17 protein-coding genes are annotated in these 21,793 nt (G+C 65.3%); 8 read left to right on the top strand and 9 right to left on the bottom strand.

The annotated features are described in order from the left end of the window. Positions 1-196 precede the first annotated feature (196 nt). The 3 genes from AU198_RS11555 to AU198_RS11545 all read left to right on the top strand — a co-directional run bounded on the left by AU198_RS11555 (position 197) and on the right by AU198_RS11545 (position 3,136). Positions 197-877 carry an RNA polymerase sigma factor gene (locus tag AU198_RS11555; protein ID WP_231744651.1) on the top strand — a complete coding sequence of 227 codons (681 nt, stop codon included), beginning with the start codon at positions 197-199 and terminating at the stop codon, positions 875-877. Between the two features lie 32 nt (positions 878-909). Next, positions 910-1,779: a helix-turn-helix transcriptional regulator gene (locus AU198_RS11550; RefSeq protein WP_064348273.1), complete on the top strand. Its 870-nt coding sequence runs from the start codon at positions 910-912 to the stop codon at positions 1,777-1,779. 103 nt (positions 1,780-1,882) lie between these two features. Then, on the top strand, positions 1,883-3,136 hold the full coding sequence (locus AU198_RS11545) for a condensation domain-containing protein (protein ID WP_231744650.1): 1,254 nt from the start codon (positions 1,883-1,885) through the stop codon (positions 3,134-3,136). 20 nt (positions 3,137-3,156) lie between these two features. On the opposite strand, the gene AU198_RS11540 is transcribed toward AU198_RS11545, so the two are convergent. Both AU198_RS11540 and AU198_RS11535 read right to left on the bottom strand, forming a co-directional pair. Then, the gene (locus AU198_RS11540; RefSeq protein WP_064348330.1) at positions 3,157-4,311 is read right to left on the bottom strand and encodes an acyl-CoA dehydrogenase family protein; all 1,155 of its coding nucleotides are present in this window, start codon (positions 4,309-4,311) and stop codon (positions 3,157-3,159) included. 159 nt (positions 4,312-4,470) lie between these two features. Then, complete coding sequence (locus AU198_RS11535) at positions 4,471-5,208, bottom strand: MBL fold metallo-hydrolase (protein ID WP_064348271.1); 738 nt, start codon at positions 5,206-5,208, stop codon at positions 4,471-4,473. A gap of 55 nt (positions 5,209-5,263) precedes the next feature. Here AU198_RS11535 and fgd point away from each other — a divergent pair, with 55 nt between their 5' ends. The 3 genes from fgd to AU198_RS11520 all read left to right on the top strand — a co-directional run bounded on the left by fgd (position 5,264) and on the right by AU198_RS11520 (position 8,707). Further along, the gene (gene fgd, locus AU198_RS11530) at positions 5,264-6,265 is read left to right on the top strand and encodes a glucose-6-phosphate dehydrogenase (coenzyme-F420) (RefSeq protein ID WP_064348270.1); all 1,002 of its coding nucleotides are present in this window, start codon (positions 5,264-5,266) and stop codon (positions 6,263-6,265) included. 27 nt (positions 6,266-6,292) lie between these two features. After that, complete coding sequence (locus tag AU198_RS11525; protein WP_064348269.1) at positions 6,293-7,273, top strand: endonuclease/exonuclease/phosphatase family protein; 981 nt, start codon at positions 6,293-6,295, stop codon at positions 7,271-7,273. A gap of 174 nt (positions 7,274-7,447) precedes the next feature. Then, positions 7,448-8,707: a glycosyltransferase gene (locus AU198_RS11520; RefSeq protein ID WP_064348268.1), complete on the top strand. Its 1,260-nt coding sequence runs from the start codon at positions 7,448-7,450 to the stop codon at positions 8,705-8,707. A gap of 13 nt (positions 8,708-8,720) precedes the next feature. Here AU198_RS11520 and AU198_RS11515 read toward each other — a convergent pair whose 3' ends face one another. From AU198_RS11515 to AU198_RS11485, 7 genes are all read right to left on the bottom strand, one after another. Further along, entirely contained in the window at positions 8,721-11,066 is a 2,346-nt protein-coding gene (locus tag AU198_RS11515) for a glycosyltransferase (protein ID WP_231744648.1), read from the bottom strand. After that, complete coding sequence (locus AU198_RS11510) at positions 11,056-12,198, bottom strand: glycosyltransferase (RefSeq protein WP_231744647.1); 1,143 nt, start codon at positions 12,196-12,198, stop codon at positions 11,056-11,058. The genes AU198_RS11515 and AU198_RS11510 overlap by 11 nt, the downstream gene beginning before the upstream one ends. 43 nt (positions 12,199-12,241) lie before the next feature. Next, a complete protein-coding gene (locus tag AU198_RS11505) occupies positions 12,242-13,189 on the bottom strand; it encodes a hypothetical protein (protein WP_064348328.1) in 948 nt (315 codons plus the stop codon). A 76-nt stretch (positions 13,190-13,265) separates the two neighbouring features. Continuing rightward, positions 13,266-15,299: an O-antigen ligase family protein gene (locus AU198_RS11500; protein ID WP_064348266.1), complete on the bottom strand. Its 2,034-nt coding sequence runs from the start codon at positions 15,297-15,299 to the stop codon at positions 13,266-13,268. Continuing rightward, positions 15,296-15,985: a YveK family protein gene (locus AU198_RS11495; protein WP_064348265.1), complete on the bottom strand. Its 690-nt coding sequence runs from the start codon at positions 15,983-15,985 to the stop codon at positions 15,296-15,298. The genes AU198_RS11500 and AU198_RS11495 overlap by 4 nt, the downstream gene beginning before the upstream one ends. Further along, positions 15,986-17,512 (bottom strand): lipopolysaccharide biosynthesis protein, encoded by a 1,527-nt coding sequence (locus AU198_RS11490; RefSeq protein ID WP_064348264.1) that lies wholly within the window; start codon positions 17,510-17,512, stop codon positions 15,986-15,988. It lies immediately after the preceding gene. A gap of 109 nt (positions 17,513-17,621) precedes the next feature. Then, positions 17,622-18,440, bottom strand: coding sequence for an FkbM family methyltransferase (locus tag AU198_RS11485; RefSeq protein WP_156431569.1), 819 nt, complete (start codon positions 18,438-18,440; stop codon positions 17,622-17,624). Between the two features lie 85 nt (positions 18,441-18,525). On the opposite strand from AU198_RS11485, the gene galE reads away from it, so the two are divergent. Both galE and AU198_RS11475 read left to right on the top strand, forming a co-directional pair. Continuing rightward, entirely contained in the window at positions 18,526-19,521 is a 996-nt protein-coding gene (gene galE, locus AU198_RS11480; protein ID WP_353612087.1) for a UDP-glucose 4-epimerase GalE, read from the top strand. A 240-nt stretch (positions 19,522-19,761) separates the two neighbouring features. Next, positions 19,762-21,708, top strand: coding sequence for a hypothetical protein (locus AU198_RS11475; protein WP_064348261.1), 1,947 nt, complete (start codon positions 19,762-19,764; stop codon positions 21,706-21,708). Positions 21,709-21,793: the final 85 nt, after the last annotated feature.

The raw sequence follows: 21,793 nt of genomic DNA, 5'->3' as shown, positions 1-21,793 counted from the left end.
GGCTCGCGCGTTTGGCGGATCCCAGGCACTCGGAGGTCCTGGCTGGGCGCTGTGTGCCTTGCGACTATTGCGCCGGGACACCTGTCGGACACTCCGCGAAGATTCCTTTGTGCAATGTGCAATATATTGGATGTTGCAAGTGTTGCGTTGGTGCAGACGTCAACCACGTCGCATGCCCCCCGATCGAGGACTCGCGATGAACCCGACACCCGATGAGGACGCTGAGCGGCGATTCGTCCGCGACGTCATGCCCCACTTCGACTACTTGCGCAACAAGGCACGGGCGATGACACGCTGCCGCGCGGACGCCGAAGACCTCGTGCAGGAGACGATGCTCAAGGCATATGTCGGCCTGAGGACATTCGAACCCGGCGGGAACATGCGCGCCTGGCTGCACCGCATCATGTCCAACGTCTTCGTCGACAACTACCGAGGCGCACTGCGTCGCCCCCAGACGTGGTTGATCGGTGACCTTGCGTTCGAGGTCACGCAATCCGAAACCGTGACAGAACACCCCGAGGTGCGATCGGCCGAAACGCGCGCGCTGGAATCACTGCCCGGCGAGGTCGCTTGCGCGGTACGAGCGCTTCCCGAGGACCTGAAGTTGACCGTGTTCTACGCCCATGTGCTGGAGTACCGCAATGTCGAGATCGCCGCGATCCTCGGTATCCCGGTCGGGACGGTGGCGTCACGCCTGCACCGTGCACGAAAACGGATACGGGAGCTGCTGGCACGCCGGCCCTTCGGACACGTGTCGGCCGCGGAACCGATCCCGTGTGGCGGCACAGGTGGTGCGCGACTACGCAGTCGCGTTCCAAGTGATCAGTCGCACGTGGGAGACAGTCGGTCGCCAGAAACGCGATGCGGACGATGGTGAACCCAAACGGCCCCGGTGTCGTTGGAAGACTCGTGTCGTCCTCGTCCGCGAATCCGCTCGGGCAGTTCCTCCGTCATCAGCGCGCTCGGCGGCGACCCGAGGAGGTCGGCATCAGCAGCGCGGGCATGCGCCGCGTTCCAGGGCTTCGGCGCGATGAGGTCGCCGCTCGCGCCGGTATCAGCATCGAGTATTACAGCCGCCTCGAGCAGGGCCGGGTCACCAACCCGTCACTCGTCGTGTGCGAAGCCCTCGCCCGTGCGCTCGCTTTCGATCACAGCGAGATGCGGCACCTGCTCGAGTTGGTCAACCCAAGCAGGTGTTGCTTCGGCGAGGGAGACCCCACCGTGCCCGACGGCGTCCGCATCCTGGTGAACAGCCTCTCGGTGCCGGCGGTCGTCCAGAACAGGTACACCGACGTGATGTGGACGAATCACCCTGCCCAGCAGTTGTTCCCGAACCTCCATGTTGGTGTGAACCGTATCCGCGCGATCTCCACCGATCCTCACGACCGCGCGATGTTCGTCGACTGGGACCGGGCAGCGGCAAACTCCGTCGCGCAATTTCGGCTGGCGATCGGGGGCGACGTGACGGCCGAGCGATCGGCGCAGCTGATCTCGGAATTGTCGGCGGAGAGTGAGCAATTCCGCCAGCTGTGGTCGCGCGTCGAAGTCGACGACGCGTCGATGAGCCCGGTCCGGTTGCACCATCCCGATGTGGGGTTGCTCGAGCTCTTCACCGAGAAACTGCACATCGCAGCCGCTTGCGGTCTCACTCTTGTCGTGTACCACGCCCCGCCCGGTACGACGTCATGGTCGGCGCTGCATCGGTTGCTCATTGATGGCGCCGAAGGAGTTGACGGCGGGAGTGTTTCGACTTCAGCACGGTGTTGCGTCGGAGCGTAAGTGATCGCTGTGATGTGAAGCTCACAATCGAACGCTCGGCTTCAGATGGACGTAATGCTTTGTGTCCGAACAAGTGAAGCGACCTGGAGATGTGATGTCGAGTATGAGAACAACTGAGACCCCGGCGTCATCCGCCGCCGCACTCGTCCGGCCGATTGGCACGACCGAGCGGCTCTTCTACCGCTATAGCGAGGCCAATCCGACGCACTTTTTGCTCGTCGCGGAGTTCGACAAGAGTCTGGCAGAGGACCGACTGCGCATTGCACTGCACGCACTTCAAAGGCGCCACCCCCTGCTTGCCGTACACGTGCAGGACCACCCCGTGTCGCGCCTCGGGTTCTATCGGCGCGCCGTGGTCGCGCCCATCCCCCTGGCCGTCCGGCACGCGACTGACGTCTCGTGGCAGACGGTCACCGCCGACGAGTTGAGCAAGCCGTTCGACCGGTCGACCGCACCGCTGATCCGCGCCACGTTGCTGCGGAGTCCGTCGGCATCGACATTGCTGCTTACCTTCGATCACACGATCGCCGACGGGATTTCGTCCGTGCGAGTGCTGGAGGACCTGGTGGCTGCGCTCAACGACAAGCCGTTGCTGCCACGCCCCATTCCGCAGCCACTGGAGGATCTTCTCATCCAGAACGTGCGATCGTCCGATCTGGGATCGGGCGCCGACCGCGATGCCAGAATGGCGGAGCCCTCGACGCTTCGGACGTTCGACGGGACGCGTCCTCGCGTGTACGCCGTCAGCCTTCCACGAGACGACACCGCGCGATTGGTACGGCGCTGCCGCGACGAATTGACCACCGTGCACGCGGCGCTGCTGGTCGCAGGCTCCTCGGTGCGCGGCCGCATGCACGGTGAGTCGTTCGTGCGCTCGCTAAGCCCCATCGATGTCCGCAAACTGATAGGCGAGCCAGATGACTGCGCCATCCGTTTCAGCTGTACCACAACGGGTTTGGCGACCACCGACACCCAGCCCTTCTGGAGCCGCGCCCGCACGATGACCCGTGAACTCACCGCGTCCCGCTCTGCAGCCGGCGTGCTCGCGGCATCGGCCGCACTGGCCCAGGCCATCGGCACCGACGCCGATCGAGCCGACGCGGAAGACGTGTTCACCCGGCAGTTGCCCTGGGAGCTCTTGATGACGAACCTTGGGCGGCAACAAATCGCACGTACCGGACCGCTCCACCCGACCGCGCTGTGGGGACCGATCGTGCAATCACAGACCGCGGGCGAGTATGTCACCGGAATCGTGACCTATGAGCGGCGGATGCGGTTGGTCGCCGTCGGATATCAGCCGACCGGCTTTTTCCTCGACGGCATCGTCGCGGCACTGGCGGAGGCCGTCCGGGAGTAGGGTGCACCTCGATCGCCTGCTCACATCCTCGCGACGTTGGCCGGGCGGTGCACCAGGATACGACCGGTCGACTCGAAGGACGTATCACTGACCTGGAAATGCGCCGAGGCGGTGAACGCATCACGCAGCTGTCGTTGTAGGGGAGCGTCGTCGTAGATCGCGCTGGCCCCCGCCAGGTCGTATACCGTACGCACGACATCGGTGGCTGTCCGGACGCTGTGGGTGGCTGCAAGCCGGAGCTGAACCCGATCATCGGCCGTGAGCGCATCGGCTTGACTTGCCGCCCAAGCGTTCTCGATCGCCTGATAGAACAGTGCGCGGGCCGACCGCACGGACGCCTCCACGGCGGCGACGGCACCCTGTACGGTCTGGCGCTCGGCGAGTGTGCGTGACGATCCGCCGGCCTTCTTCGTAGCCGCCAAACCGATGAAGCCGTCGATCGCTGCGCGCGCGTTGCCCAGCGCCGCCGCGGCGATACTGCACGCGAAGTACCCGAAGATCGGGAAGCGGTACAGCGCACGGTTGATCAGCGGCCCTTCGGTCAGGGAAATCACCCGGTCGTGGGGCACGAACACATCGGTGGCAACGACGTCGTCGCTGCCGGTTCCGCGCAAGCCCAGAGTGTGCCAGGTATCGATGATCTCGAGATCCGCGACGGGGATGGCCACCACCGAGTGCTCGGGACCCTCATCGACGATGCATCCACCGAAGAACATGCCGGAGTGGTTGACTCCGCTGCAGAACTGCCACCGGCCGGTTACTTGGATCCCTCCGGGCACGCGGCGTGCCCTGCCTCGCGGTGCCCAGACACCGGCGGCGACGCCGATTCCGTTGCCGAAGAATGTGGTTCGGCTGCTCTCGGGCATATATGCCTGCAAGAGGCTGCTTGCGGTCGCGATCGACACGCACCATCCGACCGACGCATTGCCGCGAGCGATCGTTTCCGCGCACCGCAGCGACGTGCCGGGGTCGAGTTCGAGCCCGTCGGTCTCGATCGGTGCGCCCGCGCGCAGCAATCCGGACACGGCGAGTTCGGTGAGCACCGGGTTGGGTAGTCGCCGGTGGCGGTCGATGACGGCGGCCATGCTCGCGGCCGTGTCGGCGATGCGTGTCGCGGTCGCTTGCAGGTGCTCCGTCCCGTTGGTGGGCAGCACTGCGGCATGGGTGTAGGTCATCAGGGCCTCGCTGATCAGAAATATCGAGAACCACCGGGGGCGGCGGTTCGCCAACTGGTTCATCTGGTGAACCACCAAACGCGCTTTCTCATCACTGGGCGGTCGGGTGGCTCTGAGGACAACGACGACTGCCGACGCCGAATGGTTCGACCGAGTTGTTCAGCTTTTTGCGGCGGCCCGGTCGGCCGCGTCGCGAATCGACCCGCGCCATACCGGGCCGTGCCCGGGCAGCAGCACCTCGGCATCCAGTAGGCCGAGCGCGGACAGGCTGCGCACGCAGCCGTCCTGGTCGTGATTGAAGAGCCCCGGCAGAAGCTGCGGCCCTCCGCGTGTCGACAGCGGGTGCCCGGTGACCAGCGCATCGCCGCTCACCAGCACGCCGTCGACCAGAAACGAACAGTGTCCGCCGGTGTGACCCGGCGTCGGGATGGCCATCGGCTTGCCGGGCAGGGTTGCCGCCACCTGCTCGGTCAGGGCCTGCGCGGTGGGTATGCCGTCACGCACCATGGCGCCCTTGCGGGTGATCGCCACCGACCACGTGAGATAGCGCGGCCGCCAGATGTGCTTGGCGATGTCGGCCGGAGAGGCTTGTTCGAGGTACTCCCGCTTGGCGTGACCCACTTCGGCGGCGTGGCAGTAGACCGGGATGCCGTAGGTCGTGGCGAACCAGATCGCCGAGCCGAAGTGGTCGATGTGGGCGTGGGTCAATAGGATTGCGCGCAGATCCTCGACCCCGAAGCCGAGCTCGCGCAGCGATGCGAGTACGTCGTCGCGGCTGCCGGGAAACCCCGCGTCGATCAACATGACGCCCGTGCCGTCGGTTACGAGCGTCCAGTTGACGAGGTCGGTGAACGCGAAATGGACGGCGTCGGAGATGGCGCTCAAGCGTGCTGCCATGTCGCGAGTCTAGGCAAGGGAGTAGAAACGAGTCGTGGCTGAACTCAAACCTGGATTGAAACTGGGCTACAAGGCGTCGGCGGAGCAGTTCGCGCCGCGGGAACTGGTCGAGCTGGCCGTGGCGGCCGAAGAGCACGGCATGGACAGCGCGACCGTCAGCGATCACTTCCAGCCGTGGCGCCATGAGGGTGGCCACGCGCCGTTCTCGCTGGCGTGGATCACCGCGGTGGGCGAGCGCACCAAGAACCTCCTCCTCGGGACATCGGTGCTGACACCGACGTTCCGGTACAACCCCGCGGTGATCGCACAGGCGTTCGCCACCATGAGCTGCCTGTATCCGGACCGGATCTTCCTCGGCGTGGGCACCGGGGAGGCGCTCAACGAGATCGCCACCGGTTACGAGGGCGACTGGCCCGAGTTCAAGGAGCGCTTCGCTCGGCTGCGGGAGTCGGTCAAGCTGATGCGCGAGTTGTGGCTGGGCGACCGGGTCGACTTCGACGGCGAGTACTACCGCACGAAGGGCGCCTCGATCTACGACGTGCCCGAGGGCGGTGTCCCGGTGTACATCGCCGCGGGCGGGCCGGTTGTGGCCAAGTACGCCGGCCGTGCCGGTGACGGCTTCATCTGCACCAGCGGCAAGGGCGAGGAACTCTACAAGGACAAGCTCATTCCTGCGGTGCGTGAGGGCGCGGAGGCCGCCGGGCGCGACCCCGACAGCATCGACCGGATGATCGAGATCAAGATCTCCTACGACACCGATCCCGAGTTGGCGTTGGAGAACACCAGGTTCTGGGCGCCGCTGTCGTTGACCGCCGAACAGAAGCACTCCATCGACGATCCGATCGAGATGGAGAAGGCCGCCGACGAGCTGCCCATCGAGCAGGTCGCCAAGCGTTGGATCGTGGCGTCGGATCCGGATGAAGCCGTCGAGAAGGTGAAGGACTACGTCGACTGGGGTCTCAACCACCTGGTGTTCCACGCCCCGGGTCACGATCAGCGCCGGTTCCTCGAACTGTTCCAGCGCGACCTCGAGCCGCGTCTGCGCCGCCTCGGCTGACTCTGTCGATAATCACTTCGACACAACATGATTCGAGTACCGGCGACGATCGTCGGTGCGCTGGCATTCGTGTTGGCATTCGCAGGGCTGGTGTCTCGCTATCTGCCGGTCGACAACGAGGTCGTGCTGGTGCTCGCGGCGGCGTCGCCGTATCTGACGATCACGGCGATCGCGTCGATGGTGCTGTTCGCGGTGGCGCGGCGGTGGGCGGCGACTATCGTGGCCGCGGCGCTGTGTGTGGTGATGCTCGCGGTTCTCGCCCCGCGCTACCTCGGTCCCGAGGAGACCGGTGTGCCCACGGTCGCGCTGCGGGTGCTCACTGCAAATCTCGGAATGGGAGGCGCGGAGCCGCGCGCGGTGGTAGCGTTGGCGGCCTCAGCGGCCGACGTCCTCGTCGTCCAGGAGATGACTCCACAAGCGGCCGAGGCCATGTCGGCCGCCGGACTTGACACGGTGTTCGGCCACCGGGTGATCGACCCGCGCCCGTTGGCCGACGGGATCGGGGTGTGGAGCCGACATCCGATCGTGACGTCGGGCGCCGTCGCCGGCTACCGGATGCCGATGCTGAACACCCGGATACGCGTGCCGGGGGTCAGATTCGACGTCAGCGTGCTCGCCGTGCATCTGGCCGCACCGTTGGTCCAGCCGTTACGCAGTTTCGCCGACGACATTGCGCGGCTCCCCGAGACGCTGCGGGCGTTGGCCCACAGCGCCGGCTCCGGTGCGGTCATCGTGGCGGGCGACCTCAACGCGACCTACGACATGAAACCCTTCCGTCAGCTGCTGGACGAGGGTTACCGCGACGCGGCCGAACAGGCCGGGGCGGGCCTGACCCGCAGTTACCCGAGCAGGCGTTGGCTACCGTCGGTGGTCGGCATCGACCATGTCCTGCTGCGCAATTGCGCGGCCTCGTCGGCGTACACCGTGGAGGTGCGCGGGTCCGATCACCGCGGGCTCGCCGCCGTCGTCGACATTCCCGCGGATCCGACCGCGAGCTATCCGGTCTAGACGTTTCTCCAACGTAGTTGAGAGAGGCAGCGTCAGCGGTCGCGTCGGCGCGAATCTGAGGCCGGTACCGAGCTCAGGTCAGAGCCGGTTACTGTTCGGCTATTGTGCGCTGAGCGTCTACTGGGTAAGGCAGAGTCATTACCTGAGAGAATCTCTCGAGAGCATCGGAGCGTCATGCCCGCGTCTGTCGCATTGATCAGCCCGGTGAATCCGTACCCCACCGATGCCGGCAAGAAGATCGTTCTAGCCGGATTCGTGGACTATCTGACGGATCGGGTCGGCGCGAACAACGTGTACTACATGATGGTCGGCGGTGAGTTCCATGGTCACTTTCCGGCGGTGCTTCGCCGACTGGAAAAGCCGCGTGGCCGCGCGGCGATCGCCACCCTGATGACACGGACGCTCACTGGGCGGTCCAGTATGCAGGAGTCCCTCTTGAACACCCCGCGGCTTCGCGGTGCCATCCACCGCACTCTGCGGGACATCAAGCCGGACCTCGAGATTTACGACACTGTCCGGATGGCGCAACACGCGTCCGACACGAACGGTCGTGCGGTCTGCTATCTCGACGACCTGTTCTCAGAGCGGTACCGCGGGATGCTTGAAGCGGCCGCACGGTATCCCGACGTCAAACTCCAAGCGATCGGAAATTTCGGGGTTCACGTACCAAGGGGACTGCGCCCTTTAACTTCGTGGCAGCTCAGCCAGCGTGCGCTGCTTCGCCTGGAACAGCGACTCGTGCGACGAAGCGAGGACAGGGTCGCCCACCGCTTCGACACCACGCTGTTGATCAGCGAGCAGGAGGCGGCGCTGCTCCGCACACGCGCTGGCGTCGACGACACTCGCATCCACGGGATACCGCCGCTGCTGAGCGATCGCCCGTCGCCGGTGCGCAAATATCGGGGCGCACCGGGCTTCGTTTTCCTGGGGCAGCTCTCGCTGACGCACAATGACGACGGTCTCAGACACTTCCTCACCGCGATATGGCCGCTCGTGCTCAAGCAGCGGCCCGACGCCAGGTTGACCGTTATCGGCCGCGACCCTCTCCCGAATCTGACTCCGCTGGCAGTGCAGTACCGGCACAGCGTGACCCTCGAAGGCTATGTGCCGGAGTTGGCGAGCATCCTTTCGCGCAGCGCTGCGCTGGTGAATCCACTTCGATTCGGTTCGGGCGTCAAGCTGAAGGTCATCGAGGCGCTCGGTGCGGGCATACCGGTGGTTTCAACGTCAATCGGCGCCGAGGGTGTGGCGACAGGCGCCGATCATGGTGTCCTAGTGAGTGATTCGGTAGCCGATTTTGCGCAGCTCATGCTCGAGACAACGGGTACTGCCTATAACGCCGATCTGTCAGCGGCGGCGCGGGAGCACTTCGACAACACCTACTCCCGCCGAGCGGTCTTCGCTCGATACGACACGGTGTTCGGTCTGGGGTGACGTCGACGTAGCGTCACCGTCGGCGGTCAGGCAGCGCCTCTAGGAAACGGGCGGCGACTTCGTCCCAGGACGCTCGCGTCGAAAGCGCCTCCGCCCCCGCATCCCCCATCCGCCTCGCCTCCGCGGGATCGGAGAGCAGGCGGACCAGAGCGTCGGCCAGCGCCTCTGGATCCTCCGGAGGCACCAGCAATCCGGAAACACCGTCGTCAACCGCGGACGGGATGTCACCGACGCGCGAAGCCACCACCGGCCGAGCAAAGGTGTGCGCCAGATGTGCCACACCGGACTGACTGCTGCGCTTGTAGGGCAACACCACACAGCGGGCCACTGCGAAGTAGGACGCCACGTCGGGGGTCGGCACATAGCCGAGGTCCAGTCGTACCCGCTCGAGGCGCGAAACCCTCGCCCGCAGTTCGTGTTTGTCGATGTCGGTGTCGGCCGCACCAGCGATGACAAGCTCTGCTTCGGGCAGGGTTCGCAACACCAACGGCCAAGAGTCACACAGCGTATCGGTTCCCTTGTAGCGTGTGATGACCCCGAACGCCAGGGCCACCGGCTTCGTGGTGTCGGCAGGCGGGACCGATGCGGCGAGCAGTCCTTCGTCGCCATGCGGGATGATATGCACCGGAGCGCTGACCGGCCACGTCTGAAGCAATGCCCGGCTTGCGGTCTCGCCCAGCACGAAGGCCACGTCCAGGTCGGCGTACGCCCCGGTGAGTGCGCTTCGGGTCACCGATGCGGTGTGATACATCCCCTCTAGCTCCCGACGCCGCACCAGCGGTCGCGGTTCATGCGAGACAAGTGCCAGGACGGCTCGAGGAAGGACACGCCGGATGGTCTGCACGCCAACGCCGTCGAGCGGGAATTGCCAGTACGACCACACGATCACATCGGGTCGCTTGGCAAGCAGATAACCGAACAGCACGGCCCAGGCCATTGTGTGCTGAACACCCCGCACCCCACGCCGGGTGCGGCGCCACCATTCCGGTACGTTCTCGCCGGCGTTCGGATGCCATGTGGGCAGAATGCTGCGGACCCGGCAGCCAGGCACTCGCGACGCGAATTCCGGTGTGGGTCCGGTGATGACGTCGACCTCTTCGCCGGCTCGGGCCAGTCCCTCACCGAGCTGTAGCGCGAAATGAAACAGTCCGCCGGAAGGCTGGAACTGCACCAGCGCGACGCGCCGACGGTTCGCTGCGTCATCGCCCCGAATGATCTGGTGGTACAGGTTCTGCAACTTGGCTGCCCAAACCTGTGCGCTGAATATGGTTTCGTACCGCTGCCGGGCCGCATCCGCGATGCGCTGCAGCCTGGGCCCGGCTTCTTCGACGATCGTCGCCATATCGGTGATCGCCGCGGCAAGGGCGGCCGGTGCGCCGGGTTCGACGAGCAACCCGCAGTCGTCGGTGACGATGTCGGTGATTCCTCCCGCCGTGGTCGCGACGATCGGTCGCGCCGCGGCCAGCGCCGAAATGAGCGCGGTAGGTAATGCGTCTTCCCGGGAGGGGTGCACGACGAAGTCGCAGGCCGCAATCAAGTCGTCGACATCAGTACGGAATCCGAGTACGCGGACCCGCTCGCGGAGAGACGGTTCCGACTCAACGGTCGCGGTGATTTGGTCGAGTAGAGGGCCGTCACCCGCCAGTGCCAATGTCAGAGGCAGGTCGCCGGGGACCGTGCGCATGGCTTCGAGAAGATCGGAGTGGCCCTTCTCGGGCCGTAGGAGGCTGACGCACAGCGCCAGCAAGCCGTCGGGCGTAACACCCAGCTCCGTTCTAACGGTCGCCCGGTCCCGCGTTGCCTCGGGCTCGTTCACGCCGTTGGGCAACACGGTGATCGGTACGTCCTCGCCGGCGATCTCGGTGTACCAGCGGCATTGGGCCTGCGAAAGCGCGATGACTGTCCGCGCCAGCCGCCGCCGGGCGCTCAATGCCGCACGGACCCGCACCCGGTGTCGGGGTGAGGCGGCCTTGTCGATGACGTGCAGGGTGGAGACCGCAGGCACACCGGCCAACCGCGCCGCGAGCCCGCCCACCACGTCGGCATGTTTGAGGTGGGTATGCACGATGTCGACCCGCTCCGCACGCAGGATCCGTGCCACGCGAAGCGCTGCCAACGCGTCGTATCGTGGCGAGTGCAGCTCAAAGACGGCCACGCCTTGCGCCCGCAACAGAGGGACGACCCGGTTGTCGACACCCTCGGATGTGTGGACGTCCGACAGGCCGATCACGACCATCCGCAGCCCGGCAGCCGGCGCGACCCGTGCGAGTTCGACGAGCACCGCTTCCGCGCCGCCGGCGCCAAGCGAGTGGATGACATGGGCGACGGTGATCGCCGTTTCCACGCGGTCAGGCCTCACCGATCACCTCTGCATACAGGCGGTTCAGATTTTCGATCCAGCGGGTCAGTGAATACTTCTCATCGATCAGGGCCCTCCCGGCGCTCCCGTATTCAGCCGCGCGCACCGGATCGCCGATGGTGCTCACCAATGCTTCGGCGAGTGCGCGGACATCGCGAACCGGAACGAGGCGGCCCGTGACGTCGTCGATGACGATCTCACGGGTACCCCCGGCGTCCGCGGCCACAACCGGCAGCCCGCAGGCCGCGGCCTCGAGTAGCGCGGTGGGCAGCGCTTCCTCGACCGACGCGGAGACCACACCGTCGACCGTGGCGAGCACGGCGGCGACATCTTCGCGACGTCCCAGCAGACTCACCGAATCCTGCAGGCCCAGTTCGGAAAGCGCGCGTTCGATGTCCGGGCGGGCAGGGCCGTCGCCGACTACCAGTAGGCGCGCGCCGGGATGTGCGACCACCACTTCGGCCCATGCCCTCAGCAGATCGGCGTGGTTCTTGTCTGGGCGTAGCGCCGCCACGCATGCCCAAACGGGCGCATCGGTATGGGCACCGGAGCGCTCAGCGCTGAAGCGATCGGTGTCCACACCGTTCGGGATCATTCGCCAAGTGTGCCGGGCGGGGCCGTGCAGCTTGGCGTACTCGTCGAATGCGTGCTGTGACACCAATATCAGCCGGCCCAGTCGACCCGGGATCCGCACCGACAGCCGCTCCTTGAGCCACTCCCGTCGTTTGGAGTGCTTCTGTGGGATGAGGTGAAGGGTGGCGACGACGGGTTTGCGCGCCAGAGCGCCCGCAAGCGGCACGAGGATCGCCGAGTATCCGAGGTGGGCGTGCACGATGTCGGCGGAACTCCGCCGCAAGGTGCGCACCAGGTGGACGAAGCCCCTGATATCGGTCAACTTATTCACACCGAGGTAGGTCGGCTCCAGCCCGGCTTCCGCGATGCGACCGAAGAGCGCGGTGCGGGTACCGACGGGAGGAGCCAGGCTTGCGGCCGAGATCCTCATCGAGGCGGGGGCGTGCGTCCCCAGTTCGGCGACGAGGTTCTCTGCGCCCCCGAAACTGAAGGAATCCAACACCATCAATACATGTATCGGACGTGATGCGGCGCCGTCGGCCCGCATGGGTTCTGACATCCTCAACCTCCAGGGCTTGATCGATGGGTGAACGAACGAGGTGTCAGGCCAAGACCTCCAGGTGCTCCCAGGGAACCTCGATCATGCTGTAATCCCACGGCATGCCGAGCTGCCCGTAGGTCTCGCCCGGATGATGGCGGGCGGCCGCGGGGTCACGTTCGAACGCGACGCTCAGCGGCGCGCCGCCGTAGTCGACGACGAAGGCGCCGTAGGTCTGCAACGCCTGGGCGATCACCCGCGTTGCGGGCGCGAGTCCGAGTGCGTCGATGTCGACGTCCGGATCGAGGCGAAGGCGAGCGCCCTCGGGAATGCAGTCCGGCCCGTCGTAGGTGCCATCCGTCTTCACTGCCGGCGCCCGGAAGACCTCGGCGCAAACACTGTCGCTCTGCAGCGCCAGCGCATGTGGGATGACACCGCGGCGCATTTCGTCGAGGCGGATCACACCCCCGAGCCGCGATGCGCCGGAAGCCGTGCTGAAACCGTTCTCGTATGTGCCCCACCCGGAGCCGTCGAGGTCGTTGATTGCACCGAAACTCGTTGTCCAGTGGTCGCCGTGACGTTGCGCCTGCCAGAACTCGAAGACAAGACGCCTGCCGTGGTCGATCACGACCATCGCACCGTCGGACCCGGGCGATGGAACGGCGTCCTCGGGTATCGGCACGCGGTGACCGTCGAACGGGCATGGGCCCCAGTCTTTGATCCTGCATGACACGCGAGTGTGCGGGGTGTCATCGCCCGCGGAGTAGATGGGAATCGCGAATTCGTCGAGGTTGGCATACATCACGCCGTCTCTGGATATCCGCGCCACCATCGCTGCGCTGTTCGGGTCGACAGGCGCGTCGGCCGCGACAGGTGTTCGAAACGGACTGTCGTCGGCGAACGGCTCACTCGGTGGCCTCGTGCGTGAGGAGTCGGTGACGATGCCCACCGCCAGGACAAGAACCAGACACACGCCGACGATGACCGGCAGCGCGGATCTGGGCCGACCCATGGCCTGCATTGGGGCACTCCCATCCGCACCGCTATTTCAGAGCCAGAATACGCAGGCTGCTGTGGTGCCATCCGGGTCAACGAAACGGCAGCGCAACCGGTAGTGGCGCGACCGGGCCCGGACGACGGGCCCGCGGGTGCAGACGGCGATACACCAGCGCGAAAGCGCCCACCCCGACCATCACACCAGCGCCCAGCGCCAGTGAGCTCGCCAGGAGTGAATGCTCGTTCTTGTCCCGCTGGACAATCGGTCCTACAGGACGGACGACGTACAACGAGTCGGCGCCGAATCTCTTGAGGTTGGCCTCTGCGTCCGTGAGCGCGATTCGGAGGGATTCGACTGCGGCCTCGCGGCTGGCAGCGGTTACCTCGATCGTGATGATGCCGCGTACGGTGTCGGCGACCGCGGAGGTTTCTGGGCTGCCGGCGACCATCAAGGCGGCGTAGCTCGGCAGCACGACCTCTCGGCTACGGATGTCGAGGACATAGGCCTTGCCCCATTCAACGTCGGCGCCGGGCAACAATGTGAGGCGCTGACTCGCGGTATGTGTGCGCGTGGTCGAGGCCGTGAGGAATGTTGCGACGACCACCACTGCGAGCAGCACCGCGGCGGTGGCTGCGCTGATGAACCGCCCGCACTCGCGCAGCGGATCCCGCCATTGGCTTTCCGTTTGCGCCGCGATCGCCCCGGCAAGCGCCAAAAGAATGCCGAAGGTCCGCAGATATGTCAGGTGGATGAAGATGCTCGCGATCGACCAGGCGACGATGGCCGCCAACACGGCAGCCGCCAGCGAACGTTCGACGGTTTCAGACTGCAGCGCGAGCTGTGACACCCGAATGGCAACACAGAGGACGACGCCGATGACGAGGACTGCCCACCCGAACAGGCCGACAATGCCCGCCTCGCTGGCGATTTGGGCGTACAAATCGTGCGCCGCGGCAGTCGGGGGATTGGTCACGGCGGTCGGCACGAGGCCCGAATAGCGCTCCACCAGGAGCTGGAATCCGCCGGGTCCGAAGCCGAATGCCGGGCGGTCGTCGAACATCGCCCAGGCAACCTCGCCGGCGGCCATGCGACTCGCAACCGACGGGTCGATGGAATAGCTCGGCTGTGACCCGTACACGTCGGCCAACAGAGCGATCAGTCGGTTGCCGATGCCGGGTATCAGCAGGAACAGCAACGCAACGGGCAGCACCTTCACCGCTGCGCGCCGGGTGGTGGGACCGCTGAGAACCGTCCACACGGCGAGCGCTGCGAAAGTGGCGATGAAGGTTCCGCGGGATTGCGTGAGGTAAATCCCTGCCAGTAGTGCGAGCATCGCTGCAGCCCAACCGATCACCGTCCACCGCAGGCCCGTACGTCGGGCGCGCACGATGAGTGCGCCCGCCAGCGGCAGCCCCATGATCAGGTGACGACCCCAGAAGTTCGAGTCGGGAAGCGGACCCCCGTAGCGCAAGGTGGTCACCAGCTCGCCGCTTGCTTGTGTGACGGTTGCGAACCCGCCGAAAGACATGGCTCCGCTGAAGAGGACCTGGTTCAACAGGGTCAGCACGCTGAGCACGGCGAAGGAGATCACCACCGCGGCGGCGACTGTCCACTGGCGCTGGGTAATCTGCAACAACACCATGACGATGACGACGAACGCCAAATCGGCGACTTCGTTCTTCAGCAGGCCGAACGCGCCGCCGACGTCAGCAGCACCGATCGAAGCGAGGAACCGGGTCGTCAAGAAGACGCCCACGAGGCCGATGAACGCCAGCGTCCAGCGGTTCAGCCGGCCGCGGGCGACCGGGTCGCGGAGCGCCAATCCCAGAGTGAGGAGCCCGATGAGAAGTGAGATGCGGAAAAGCGAGATCGGTCCCCAGGTGCCGACCACGCCGCTGATGTTGGCCACCTCGCACACGGCCATCGCCACCACGGCCCACTGCGGTCGGCGCACCAGGTAGATGGCCGCGGCCGCCGCGCAGGGCAGGCCGACGACGAGAAGGACCGGTGCGATCCCGATGACCCACGCGGCGGCTGCCAAGACGGCCGCACCCACGGCCGCGCCGCCGAGGATCTCACTTCGCCCCCCCAACGCGGTGATGTGGTCGGGCCCGGACGGTTTCACCGCGAGGACGACTCGGATGTCATCGGCTCGGTGTGAAGGGTGGTCTCGTCCGCGGCGTCGGCGTAGCGAGATCCGGCGGCGTGACGTGCGTATTCCGAAGACTCGGAATTCCTGTTTCCTGCCCGTCGGCCGACAAGCAGTCCTACGCCCGCGCCCAGCGCCAGTCCTACGAGACCCGCAGCGCCGTAGGTTTGTAGGCTGCCGGGCCCTAGGGCCTGGGCGCTGCCGGCGGGCTGCCTGACCACCTCGAGGCGGAATGGACCGGCGACAGCGGTCGCGGGCCCACCCGCGTCGCTGAGAACGGAACTGAGTGCGGCCTCCGCGGCTTCAGGGGAACTCGCCTCGACGCTGACCTCGATCAGAGTGGTGTCACGGACGGCCCCGGCTGACAGGGTCAGCTCGGACACCGGAACGTTGGCGGCGGCTGCCGCAGGCTGTAGCCAATTGCTCTGACCGAACACGATCGCCGCGGACCGCGTCGCCTGTCCGTGATTGAGCACATCCCAGTACTGTGCGGCTTCGCTGGTGGGAATGTAGGAGGCCGGCAGCATGGCAAGGGAGGCCTGCGCTGCGTATCTCTTCGAATGCCCAAGCAGCACATAGGCAATCAGGATGCCTGCCACCATCCCGATGACCGCGCACAACGCTGCGACCAACCACCGCCGCCCGGAAAGCGTCTTGACCACTCAGGTGTCCTTCCCCGACTCAGGTGCACTGATCGCAGCAGCCGACTGCGCCGATCGCCGCCGCAGCGAGCGAACGACCATTAGTCCCTGGGCATAAAGCTCGCGAGCGGTCAGCCTCAGCATCAATAGGTAGCAGATTAACCCGACCGGCACGGCCAGACTGAGTTGAACGGGCGCGGGCCAGTGATCGGTGGCGGATGTGGTGCCCAGCATCGCGAACGCCATGACCGCCGCCGCGGGCATCGGACGCAGCGTTGCGGTGATCAGCGGTCTGAACCGCAGCCCGGTAACGGTGCGCACCAGCACCATATTCGCCACCAACGGAACCAGTTCGACCAGCAACAGAACTACGGCGACCATCACGATGCTGTGGCCGGCCGCCCACCAGATCGGCCAGATAAGCAGGGCGAGCTTCACGGCGCCGGTCGCCGTCAAGAGTCCGGGACGTCCGATCGCTTTGAACACGTCACCGGCGTGATAGGAGGCCGAGTGGATGAGGCCGTACACCGCCAGGATCGACAACACCGGAGCCGCGTCGGCGTAATTCGATCCGTATAGGGTGCCGATCACCGCCGGCGCGGCTGCGCCCAGGATGACACAGATCGGTGCAGTCAGCGGCACGACGATCGTCAACACCTGCAGATAATGCTCGCCGACACGGCGACGGTCGTGCTGGAGCCGGGACAGTGAACTGAACAGCACCTCGCTGATCACGATGCACAGGCTGAGCACAAGCAGGTCGGGGACGCGAAATGCCAAGGTGTAGAGCCCCAGCGCAGTGTCGCCGAGGCGGATCCCCACGACCGCGTAGTCGACGTTGGCGATTCCGAATGCAAGAAACGTGACCCCGGTGACGGACAGCCCGTACAGCACCAGCTGTCGCGCCTCGTGGGCATCGAAGCCGTACTTCAGGGGGGTGCGGGCCACAAACCAGTACAAGCATGTCAGGGCGATGGTTCCTACGAGCTGCCCGTAAACCAGGCTCCACACGCCAAAACCGGTGGCGGCGAGCGCAATAGTCAGGACGGCCTTGAGGATGGCAGCGATGAACTCCGGCCAGAGCCTGCGCTTGAAATCAAGCCGTCTGCGTAAGAGAGCTGCCGGTAGCACACCGACGGCGGAGATGGTGACCGCGATGGAGAGGACCCGCACCATGTTCGTGAGTTCCGGCTGGTCGAGCAGCGCGGCCGCCAGGGGCGCCGCGACGGCGAGGGCTGCGCCAGCCAACGCGCCGGTCACGGTGACGAGGGTCAATGCTGTGGGCGCGAACCGTTTCCACGAACCGGGGCTCTGCACCAAGGCGGCGCCGACACCGAGGTCTTTGAGGTAGTCGAAGAGATTGATGATGAGAAGGGCCAGTGCGAACAAACCGAAGTCGGCGGGGTCGAGTAGGCGGGCCACGATGACCGTCGTGATGAGCGCGGAGCTCTTGCTCAGACCGAAGACCAGATAGTTCCAGGCGGCTTGGCGCCCCGTCGGGGGCGTTGACGCAGTGACACCGGCCGAAACTTCCGCATCGCTGATCATGTGGGATACGGCGTGCGTGGGCCGTGTCTTCCTGAACCTCATACGATGCCGGCTCCCGCATCAGCCGTACCTGATGGACAGCACCAAACCGCCTCGCCAAGTTGACGATTCACCGGGAGGCAAACAGGTAATCCCTCGCCCAGGGGCGGGGATCACCATCCCGCCGACGCACGGTGAATCCTGCATTCACCAACAATTCATAGATGGCTTCCTTGGTTCGGTAGGAGTCGTCGCCGGTTTCCTCCGCCAAGAAATCGTGACATCCGATCGCCGCGTGTCGTACCAGGGGCAGCATATCCGCGCTGCCCTGCAGCGCCGGAAGTTCTGCGCCTTCGATGTTCATCTTCAGGAAGTCGACCCGATCGAGGTCGTACATCTCGACCAAGCCCGCAAGGGTCATCGCGGCGACCTCGACACCCTCGGACCCGATCCTGTTCTCGTAGCTGACCTCGGCGGGGAGGTCGCTGATCATAACGGGCTTGTCCGAATCCATGATCGCCGCGTTGACCAACTCGACATTGCGCACACCGTTCAGTCGCACAGTGCGCTCCAAGGTCGCGAATGTAGCGGGATGAGCTTCGACCGCAATCACTTTGCCCGATGCTCCCGCCCATCGGGCAAACGGCAGAGATTCCGATCCGATGCCCGCGCCGATGTCGAGTACCACGTCACCGAACTTCACCGTGTAGTCGAGCAGGAACACGTCCTTGGTGAAAGTCTCGCATTCCTCGATGCCCATTCCCTGCAACCGCTCCGGCAGGAGCATGACGCCGCCCGGCGTGCGCTTGGACCACAGCCCAGATGGACGGTCATAGGCGAATCGGGCCCGTTGCCCTGCCGCGCGCGCCCGTCGATTGGCCACGACACCTATCAGTGGTCGACCGGGCCCACGATCGAGCGCCCGATACACCACATGCTTCAGCGCCACGGCGCGACCCTAACATCGCTGTTGGCGCACAACTGTGCCAACGATGGATCCGCCAGAACAACTGCGGTGGTTGGGTACATCTGATGTGATTCCGGCATTCAGCATTGGAGAAGCGGTGAGAGTGCTCGTCACTGGTGGGGCCGGATATATCGGAGCGCACGTCATGAGGGCCCTGCGCCGCGTCGGGAATGACGTCGCCGTCCTCGACGACTTCTCCACCGGGAGTCGTGATCGCCTGACGCCCGACACTTCGGTCTACGAAGGCTCGTTGCTGGATACCGCGTTCGTCGAGTCGGCGTTGCGCTCTTTTTCCGCTGACGCTGTCGTGCACATCGCCGCCAAGAAGGCCGTGGACGAGTCGGTCGCCAACCCGCTGTTCTACTACCGTCAGAACGTCACCGGCATGCATAGCGTGCTCGAGGCGATGGTCGGCACGGGGACGCGCCGCGTCTTGTTCTCGTCGAGTGCGGCGGTTTACGGAGAGCAGGCCGTCAGCCCAGTGACCGAAGCAACGCCCACCAGTCCGTCCTCTCCCTACGGCTGGACGAAATTGATTGGTGAACAATTGCTCTCCGACGTCGCGGCAGCGCACGGACTCAGCTGGTCGGCACTGCGCTATTTCAATGTGGCCGGCGCAGCGACGCCGGAGTTGGGCGACCGCGGGGAGAACAACCTGATACCGAGAGTTTTTCGGGCGATCAGCTCGGGCGTACATCCAAAGGTCTTCGGGGCCGATTATCCGACGCCGGACGGATCGTGCGTCCGTGACTACATCCATGTCGAGGATGTCGCAGACGCCCACGCCGCTGTCCTGAACCAGATGGCCGTCGACGATCTTGCCGCCATCTACAACATCGGCACCGGAAGGGGTACGAGTGTCTTCGAAATCATGACGGCGGTACGGCAAGCCACCGGCATCCATTTCGAGTGCGACGTCATCGACCGTCGTCCGGGTGACCCTCCCGACGTCGTCGCCGATCCCGCGAAGATCCAACGTGACTTCGGTTGGAAATCGCGCCACGATCTAGCCAGCACCGTTGACAGCGCCTGGAAGGCGTGGGTCGCCAATGACCAGACCTGAAGCTGCCCTTCGGGGCCCGTGGTGTGCTCGCACATGCAGCGTTCGCGAACACCGCACGGCCATCGCGCGAGTATCGCGCGCCTTGAGCCGCGGGACCGTTAATATCGAGCGACTCTGTGGTTTGCGTGGGTGTCCATTCGTCGAGCACGTGACGTCGCCCGATCCTGCGTAGGAAGGTACGTGTTGATACGGCGTATAGCGTCATCGCTCGTCGCAGTCGGATGCGTGGTTGCCATCTCCATGACCGGGCCCCCCGGTCTGGCCGTCGGTCAGCCCGCTGACGACGCCCCGCCGCAGGTCACCGCCTTCGGCTGGCAGCAACTCGGAATCAAGCCGCAGTTGTCCTTCGTCGGCCACGACATGACGCAGAGAGTCTCCATACCCGTGCCGCAGGGGCTTGCGCCCATTACGCTCTCGGGGTTGATCGGAGCGGTCAGCAATATTCCGTCGGGATTCGTGGAAGCTCAGACCCAAGACGGGCGGTTCGTGGGGTCGGTGCCGATACCCATCGTCCCGCCCGGTCAACCCCCGGCGCCGTTCACCTTCGACATCGGTTCAGTTCCGGTGGTGCGCGGCGAGATCCAATTGAACTTGGTGTTGAGGGTCAACGACGACGATGTCTGCGATCCACTGCCCAATCTGGTCATGAGCGAATTGAGCGCGGCCTTCACCGGTGCCGTACAGCCCCCCAGGACTATCGAGGAATTCCTTCCGGCCATCGCCCCTGTGATCGACTTGTACGTCGACCCAGTGCCCACTGACGCCGAGAAGTCCACGACGCTCACTCTCGTCACCGCATTGTCCACGTTCTACCAACCGGGGGTCGTCGCGGTGAATGTGCGCGCGCTGCCCCGAACCGATGTGGGACCACCGCCGGATCGTGATGCCTCGGTCCGTGCGATCGTCGTCCGTGACGTTGCCCAACCGGAGCCCGGCGTGCGGCTGGTCACCGATGCCGGCGCACCTTTTCTCATCCTGAGCGGACAGGGCGACGACCTCGTCCAGCAGGTCGGTCTGTTCCGGGATGGACTACAGAAGGTGGCCCAGACCGACACCGTCACAGTCGAATCGACCGAAGGGGCGTCGAACGAACAAGCAGGATCGGCCTCGACGTTCGGGCAGCTTCGTATCGGTGGTAACACGGCCGTTCTAGGCGAGTCGTACATCTTCTTGAACATCGCTCCCGCATTGTCCAGGGCTGACGATCCGGGCATCGTCGACATCCGTCTGTTGGCGAATTACACGCCGGTTGACGACAACGAGAAGGGGACGATGGTCGTCACCGCCGGCGAGCTCGTGCTCGCCACCGCGCGTCTCGACGCGTCTGGTCAGGTGGACAGCCGCTTTTCGATTCCTGCCGATGTCGCCGCCCGAGATCAGGATCTGACCGTGACGGTCAGGTACGAGCCCGGACCCGGGTGTAATCCGCTCACCCTGCCGATGGAGTTCGAGATCGATCCGATGTCGACTGCGAGAGTTCGGCGGGGCGGCGTGGTAGAGATGGGCGGGTTTGCCGCCCTGCCCCAAGGATTCGTTCCGAGGTTTCAAGTAGCTTTCGACGGCAGCGACCCCGATCAGCTCGCCCATGCGGCCAAGATCGTGGGGCTGATCCAAAGGCTTACGTCGACGGCTTTGAGACCGGAAGTGGTCAGCGTCGAGCAGGCCGCAACGAGCGATACCAGCGCGCTGATCATCGCCGGCGCACAAACAGTCGAGGAGAACAAACTCGATCCGCCGATAGCGCCGCGGGGCGGCATGTCCGAGGTTGACCTGCCTTCTTCGACCGTCATCGACATCTCTACCGGGCTAGCGGCCCTTCAGAGTTATGCGCAGAACAACCGGACGATCGTTCTACTGACCACCTCGGGGCCGTGGAGTCTCGGGGTCTCATTGCTCGACTACCTCGCGGGTCTTTCCAATGGCTGGCGAGACCTGGAGGGTGACGTGCTGGTGGTTGGCCAGGCTCAGGTCCCCCAGCAGCTGACGGTACGGGCCGACGGTCCGGTGATGGCAGGGTCATCTGGCGTCAACGCGGATGCGGTCGCGCAGGAATCGGACAAGCGCGGATGGTACGAGTGGATACTGCTGGGGGCCGGACTGCTGGTGATCCTCACCCTCATCGGGGGCACAGTCGTGTTGCTGAGGAAGCAATCTCACCCCAGCGCGGGCGTCGGTCCTCAGTCCTGACCGCAGTACCCCGGCGCCTCATGCCGACGCCGGCGCTGCTGAGGCGTGGATCAACGGCGGTGTGTGCATACGTCGACGCTCGAGA

This window comes from Mycobacterium sp. GA-1199 (genome assembly GCF_001500045.1).
Lineage (GTDB): Bacteria > Actinomycetota > Actinomycetes > Mycobacteriales > Mycobacteriaceae > Mycobacterium.
Note: the sequence above shows the minus strand (reverse complement) of the source record. Positions and strands in the feature narration are given on the sequence as shown.